This is a genomic window from Acinetobacter sp. YH12046 (assembly GCF_013419905.1).
In the GTDB taxonomy this organism is placed as follows: Bacteria; Pseudomonadota; Gammaproteobacteria; order Pseudomonadales; family Moraxellaceae; genus Acinetobacter.
The window spans coordinates 1-5,120 of the sequence record NZ_VOZF01000057.1; the positions used below are offsets into that span (position 1 = coordinate 1).

The 5,120-nt window shown below is 56.8% G+C and carries 5 protein-coding genes and 3 pseudogenes; 3 read left to right on the plus strand and 5 right to left on the minus strand.

The features are described 5' to 3' along the window. Window positions 1-75: pseudogene (locus FTU03_RS15635) on the plus strand (IS6 family transposase); the annotation flags it as partial. 53 nt (window positions 76-128) lie between these two features. Here the strand turns inward: FTU03_RS15635 and FTU03_RS15640 are convergent. The 3 genes and pseudogenes from FTU03_RS15640 to FTU03_RS16285 form a co-directional block, all read right to left on the minus strand. Then, window positions 129-503: pseudogene (locus FTU03_RS15640) on the minus strand (GNAT family N-acetyltransferase); the annotation flags it as partial. A 127-nt stretch (window positions 504-630) separates the two neighbouring features. Continuing rightward, window positions 631-1,470, minus strand: a complete 840-nt coding sequence (sul1, locus tag FTU03_RS15645; protein ID WP_000259031.1) for a sulfonamide-resistant dihydropteroate synthase Sul1 — start codon at window positions 1,468-1,470, stop codon at window positions 631-633. Then, a complete protein-coding gene (locus FTU03_RS16285) occupies window positions 1,464-1,799 on the minus strand; it encodes a multidrug efflux SMR transporter (protein WP_052238321.1) in 336 nt (111 codons plus the stop codon). The genes sul1 and FTU03_RS16285 overlap by 7 nt, the downstream gene beginning before the upstream one ends. Between FTU03_RS16285 and hypA the strand changes: the two genes are divergently transcribed. Next, window positions 1,782-2,057, plus strand: a complete 276-nt coding sequence (gene hypA / locus FTU03_RS16290) for a hydrogenase maturation nickel metallochaperone HypA (protein WP_267736048.1) — start codon at window positions 1,782-1,784, stop codon at window positions 2,055-2,057. The genes FTU03_RS16285 and hypA overlap by 18 nt on opposite strands. A gap of 3 nt (window positions 2,058-2,060) precedes the next feature. On the opposite strand, the gene ampR is transcribed toward hypA, so the two are convergent. Further along, window positions 2,061-2,936: a LysR family transcriptional regulator AmpR gene (ampR, locus tag FTU03_RS15660; RefSeq protein WP_004193231.1), complete on the minus strand. Its 876-nt coding sequence runs from the start codon at window positions 2,934-2,936 to the stop codon at window positions 2,061-2,063. 110 nt (window positions 2,937-3,046) lie between these two features. Between ampR and blaDHA the strand changes: the two genes are divergently transcribed. After that, on the plus strand, window positions 3,047-4,186 hold the full coding sequence (gene blaDHA / locus FTU03_RS15665) for a DHA family class C beta-lactamase (RefSeq protein WP_179993453.1): 1,140 nt from the start codon (window positions 3,047-3,049) through the stop codon (window positions 4,184-4,186). An 859-nt stretch (window positions 4,187-5,045) separates the two neighbouring features. Here blaDHA and FTU03_RS15675 read toward each other — a convergent pair. Next, window positions 5,046-5,120 (minus strand): annotated as a pseudogene (locus FTU03_RS15675) (IS6 family transposase); the annotation flags it as partial.

Here is a 5,120-nt window from a genome sequence, read left to right on the forward strand (position 1 = left end):
GGCCAGGCCTCAGCATTTTATTATGGTGATCCCCTGGGCGAAATGCGCCTGGTAAGCAGAGTTTTTGAAATGTAAGGCCTTTGAATAAGACAAAAGGCTGCCTCATCGCTAACTTTGCAACAGTGCCGCTTGGCGCACCCCTGCGTTCGCGCGGCATGGCGGCAAGCCTCGATCAGCGCGGAGCTGACACCCCGGCCCGCATGTGTCCGTCGCACCGCGAGCTTGTGCAGATATGCGGCCTCCCCCTTGAGGGCGTCGGGCCAGAACTCGGGATCCTCGGCCGACAAGGTGCAACAGCCGACGATGCCGTCGCTGCAACTCGCGACTAGGAGCTCGGATCTCAGGACGAAGGTCTCCGCGAATGTCCGGTCGATCCGCGCGACGTCCCAGGCGGGCGTTCCCTTGGCGGACATCCACGCCGCAGCGTCGTGCATCAGCCGCACAACCTCGTCGATATCACCCGAGCAGGCGACCCGAACGTTCGGAGGCTCCTCGCTGTCCATTCGCTCCCCTGGCGCGGTATGAACCGCCGCCTCATAGTGCAGTTTGATCCTGACGAGCCCAGCATGTCTGCGCCCACCTTCGCGGAACCTGACCAGGGTCCGCTAGCGGGCGGCCGGAAGGTGAATGCTAGGCATGATCTAACCCTCGGTCTCTGGCGTCGCGACTGCGAAATTTCGCGAGGGTTTCCGAGAAGGTGATTGCGCTTCGCAGATCTCCAGGCGCGTGGGTGCGGACGTAGTCAGCGCCATTGCCGATCGCGTGAAGTTCCGCCGCAAGGCTCGCTGGACCCAGATCCTTTACAGGAAGGCCAACGGTGGCGCCCAAGAAGGATTTCCGCGACACCGAGACCAATAGCGGAAGCCCCAACGCCGACTTCAGCTTTTGAAGGTTCGACAGCACGTGCAGCGATGTTTCCGGTGCGGGGCTCAAGAAAAATCCCATCCCCGGATCGAGGATGAGCCGGTCGGCAGCGACCCCGCTCCGTCGCAAGGCGGAAACCCGCGCCTCGAAGAACCGCACAATCTCGTCGAGCGCGTCTTCGGGTCGAAGGTGACCGGTGCGGGTGGCGATGCCATCCCGCTGCGCTGAGTGCATAACCACCAGCCTGCAGTCCGCCTCAGCAATATCGGGATAGAGCGCAGGGTCAGGAAATCCTTGGATATCGTTCAGGTAGCCCACGCCGCGCTTGAGCGCATAGCGCTGGGTTTCCGGTTGGAAGCTGTCGATTGAAACACGGTGCATCTGATCGGACAGGGCGTCTAAGAGCGGCGCAATACGTCTGATCTCATCGGCCGGCGATACAGGCCTCGCGTCCGGATGGCTGGCGGCCGGTCCGACATCCACGACGTCTGATCCGACTCGCAGCATTTCGATCGCCGCGGTGACAGCGCCGGCGGGGTCTAGCCGCCGGCTCTCATCGAAGAAGGAGTCCTCGGTGAGATTCAGAATGCCGAACACCGTCACCATGGCGTCGGCCTCCGCAGCGACTTCCACGATGGGGATCGGGCGAGCAAAAAGGCAGCAATTATGAGCCCCATACCTACAAAGCCCCACGCATCAAGCTTTTGCCCATGAAGCAACCAGGCAATGGCTGTAATTATGACGACGCCGAGTCCCGACCAGACTGCATAAGCAACACCGACAGGGATGGATTTCAGAACCAGAGAAAGAAAATAAAATGCGATGCCATAACCGATTATGACAACGGCGGAAGGGGCAAGCTTAGTAAAGCCCTCGGTGCGGCGGACATTATCCGCGAACAGGCTGAACAGCACGGCATTGCGCGGGTAACGGATGTCTGGCTGGAAGTCGGCGCACTGGCGGATGTTGAGGAGAGTGCACTGCATTTCTGTTTTGATATCGCCTGCCGTGATACCGTGGCGCAGGGCTGCACACTGCATATTGATGTTATCCCGGCACAGGCATGGTGCTGGGATTGCAGCCGTGAGGCCGAAATCATGCAGCACGCCGGATGCTGTCCGCACTGCGGCAGTGAACGGCTGCGCATCAGTGAAGGTGATGATTTGCGGGTAAAAAGCCTGGAAGGTGAGTGAGTTTTACGCCGCCGCCGTATTCAGCAGCCAGCGGGCGAATTGCTGCATGGCCGGGGTTTCCGTACGGGACTGTAACCGCGTCAGCCAGTAGCCGCCGAGGGTGATTTCTGCGGCAAACGGCTGTACCAGTGCGCCTGACTGTAACAGGCGGCTGAACATACATACCGGTGCGATCGCTACCCCGGCACCCAGTTGTGCCGCCTCGGCCATGGCCAGTGAGGTATCGAACACCATTACCGGCTGTGACGGGGAAGGCGGTGTGCCGCCCGCACAATCCAGCCAGCGGCTCCATTCATCCCGGCGGAATGAGCGCAGCAGGGTAAAGCGGTGAACATCATCCGGCTGCTGTAACTGTTCTGCAATGGCCGGTGAGCACAGCGGAGCGTGTGGTGCACTGAAAATCAGTTCCGCATCTGACTCATGCCACGCGCCGTTACCGAAACGGATCGTATAATCATGCCCTTCCGCCGCCGGGTCCACATGATTGTTATGGGTGGAGATATGCAGATCAATATGCGGATGGCTGTCATAGAATCCGGCCAGACGCGGCAGCAGCCAGCCTGCGGCAAATGTTCCCACCGCACCGACTTTCACCCGCTCACGGAACTGCCCGTGAGAAAAACACTCCAGAGTATCCGCAATCCGGTCAAACGCCTCATTGAGCACCGGCAGTAATCCCTCACCTTCATGGGTCAGCACCAGCCCGCGCGAGACGCGGGTAAACAGCACACAGCCGAGTTGTTCTTCCAGCGCCCTGACCTGCTGGCTGACGGCGGCATGGGTGACATTCAGCTCAATCGCCGCGCGGGTAAAACTGAGATGACGGGCGGCGGCCTCAAAGGCGCGCAGCGGGTTAAGGGGGAGATAACGTCTGACCATAATCCACCTGTAAGTTTTTCTTTAGGCTCTTGTTATAAATAACCGTTTGTTCTGTCCGGTGAATCTGACGATACTTGCCGCCGTTACTCACACACGGAAGGTTAATTCTGATGAAAAAATCGTTATCTGCAACACTGATTTCCGCTCTGCTGGCGTTTTCCGCCCCGGGGTTTTCTGCCGCTGATAATGTCGCGGCGGTGGTGGACAGCACCATTAAACCGCTGATGGCACAGCAGGATATTCCCGGGATGGCGGTTGCCGTCTCCGTAAAGGGTAAGCCCTATTATTTCAATTATGGTTTTGCCGATATTCAGGCAAAACAGCCGGTCACTGAAAATACACTATTTGAGCTCGGATCTGTAAGTAAAACTTTCACAGGTGTGCTGGGTGCGGTTTCTGTGGCGAAAAAAGAGATGGCGCTGAATGATCCGGCGGCAAAATACCAGCCGGAGCTGGCTCTGCCGCAGTGGAAGGGGATCACATTGCTGGATCTGGCTACCTATACCGCAGGCGGACTGCCGTTACAGGTGCCGGATGCGGTAAAAAGCCGTGCGGATCTGCTGAATTTCTATCAGCAGTGGCAGCCGTCCCGGAAACCGGGCGATATGCGTCTGTATGCAAACAGCAGTATCGGCCTGTTTGGTGCTCTGACCGCAAACGCGGCGGGGATGCCGTATGAGCAGTTGCTGACTGCACGGATCCTGGCACCGCTGGGGTTATCTCACACCTTTATTACTGTGCCGGAAAGTGCGCAAAGCCAGTATGCGTACGGTTATAAAAACAAAAAACCGGTCCGCGTGTCGCCGGGACAGCTTGATGCGGAATCTTACGGCGTGAAATCCGCCTCAAAAGATATGCTGCGCTGGGCGGAAATGAATATGGAGCCGTCACGGGCCGGTAATGCGGATCTGGAAATGGTAATGTATCTCGCCCAGACCCGCTACTATAAAACCGCCGCGATTAACCAGGGGCTGGGCTGGGAAATGTATGACTGGCCGCAGCAGAAAGATATGATCATTAACGGTGTGACCAACGAGGTCGCATTGCAGCCGCATCCGGTAACAGACAACCAGGTTCAGCCGTATAACCGTGCTTCCTGGGTGCATAAAACGGGCGCAACAACTGGTTTCGGCGCCTATGTCGCCTTTATTCCGGAAAAACAGGTGGCGATTGTGATTCTGGCGAATAAAAACTACCCGAATACCGAAAGAGTCAAAGCTGCACAGGCTATTTTGAGTGCACTGGAATAATTTTTTTCCTGAACAGGCCCCTGCGGATACGCCGGGGCCGTAATTTAAGATTATTCCTTATGCAATAATTTGCTTTATGGGCTGTTTTATGGAGGATGAGAGTATCGGGCACTGACAGCTTCCGGCTGAACCGGATTTCACTGTGTGCTGCGGCAAACTGATGTCAGTCTCAACACACAGAGGAAAATGTTGTCATGGACGTTCTGCGTTTTATCCTCCGCTTACCTTTTATTTTGCTGCGTCTGGCGGCTCGCAGTCTTGTTTATCTCTTTACTCTGCTGGGTTTTCTGCTGCGCCCGTTCACCGGACGGATCCGCTGGGCGGTGCCGGGCTGGGTGACCTTTGCCGGTAATCAGCTTGCCCGGCTGGAGCGGGGGGGCAACCGCTATCCGAAAACCATATCTGCCTTATTATTACTGACTGCTGCGGTGGCAGCGGGCAGTTATTACACCTGGCACTGGTATCAGAACAAACCGAAGCCGGTGGATGTTGCGCCGCTGGTGGTGCAGGATATTTCCGCGTCTGTGCAGCGCCCTTCGGCGGTTAATTATAACCGTGATGATAATTCAGCGCAGATTGTGGTGGTGACATTCTCCCGCTCTGCCGCACCGGTAACGCTGATCGGTAAACCGGTCACCGCCGGTATTACCCTGACCCCCGCAATGGAAGGTGAGTGGCAGTGGCGTAATGACCGTAAGCTGGTATTCACGGCGAAAAAAACCTTCCCGATGGGGAAAACCTACACCGTCGATATGGATGCCAAAACACTGCTGGCTCCGCAGGTGGCGTTAACAGAGAAACAAAAAAGGCACTGTTGCAAAGTTAGCGATGAGGCAGCCTTTTGTCTTATTCAAAGGCCTTACATTTCAAAAACTCTGCTTACCAGGCGCATTTCGCCCAGGGGATCACCATAATAAAATGCTGAGGCCTGGCC